This window comes from Neisseria sp. WLZKY-1, assembly GCF_046546535.1.
In the GTDB taxonomy this organism is placed as follows: domain Bacteria; phylum Pseudomonadota; class Gammaproteobacteria; order Burkholderiales; family Neisseriaceae; genus Neisseria.
This window is the reverse complement of sequence record NZ_JBKGTW010000107.1, coordinates 1-1,018: the sequence shown is the minus strand read 5'-3', so window position 1 is coordinate 1,018 and position 1,018 is coordinate 1. Positions and strand designations below refer to the sequence as shown.

At 43.4% G+C, this 1,018-nt stretch carries 2 protein-coding genes; one reads left to right on the top strand and one right to left on the bottom strand.

The annotated features are described in order from the left end of the window. Positions 1-102: 102 nt before the first annotated feature. Positions 103-294 (bottom strand): hypothetical protein, encoded by a 192-nt coding sequence (locus tag ACLD9W_RS12345; protein WP_146740810.1) that lies wholly within the window; start codon positions 292-294, stop codon positions 103-105. Between ACLD9W_RS12345 and ACLD9W_RS12340 the strand changes: the two genes are divergently transcribed. Further along, positions 208-993 (top strand): hypothetical protein, encoded by a 786-nt coding sequence (locus ACLD9W_RS12340; protein ID WP_410842282.1) that lies wholly within the window; start codon positions 208-210, stop codon positions 991-993. The two genes, ACLD9W_RS12345 and ACLD9W_RS12340, sit on opposite strands and share 87 nt — an antisense overlap. Positions 994-1,018: the final 25 nt, after the last annotated feature.

Sequence of the window (1,018 nt, the reverse complement as noted above, 5' to 3'; positions counted from 1 at the left end):
CGTAAGTAACAAAATGGAGGCTAAAAATCCCCGCAAGCCTTATCCTATAAGGCTTTAAAAGAGGTCAAAGGCTTTGAATACAAAAAATGCCCTTTTTGCGACTCAAAACAAGTCAAAAGGAACGGCTGCCGAAACGGCAAACAACGCTACAAATGCCATGCTTGCGGCAGACAGTTTGATGGCGGCAGACGGCTTAATCCGCAGGAAATATGGCAGGCATACAGCGAAGGCAAACAGACCGCCGCACAGCTTGCCAAAACTTACGGATGCAGTCGGCAGACTATTCTGAGGCATCTCAAAAAAGTTCAAATTAAGGTGCATTTCATTTCTCCCGCAGCAGCCAACGTCATCATGGACACCACTTACTTCAGACGCAGTTTCGGCGTCATGGTTTTGATAGACAGCATCAGCGGCAAAGCACTATCCGTTAGCGAAGTCAAATACGAAACCAACGAACAATATTTCACAGCAATAGGCAGCCTGAAAGCAAAAGACATTGAAATACAAAGAATTGTTTGTGATGGGCGACGCGGTTTGGTACAGATGTTTCCTGATATTCCCGTACAGCTCTGTCAATTCCATCAGGTTAAAACCGTCAGTCGCTATTTAACGCGCAATCCCAAAACAGAAGCAGGCAAAGCACTTTGGCGATTGGCATTGACGTTGAAAAACAGTAAGCAATCCGACTTTGAACACGATCTGCAAACGTGGTTTGAGCAGTATCAAAGCTATCTGAACGAACGCACCTTTAACACCGAAACAGGCAAATCGCATTACACACATAAGAATATCAGGAGTGCGTATTTCAGCCTAAAACGCAATTTGGATTATCTGTTTGTGTTTGAGCAATATCCTGATTTAAACATCCCGAATACGACCAATCTGCTTAACGGCACATTCTCGGACATGAAACGACTTTTAGCGTGCCATCACGGCATGAGTAGGGAGAATAAAATTAGGTTTATTAAGGATTATTTATCAATTAAATCTTAGGCTCAGCCTCCATTTTGTTACTTAG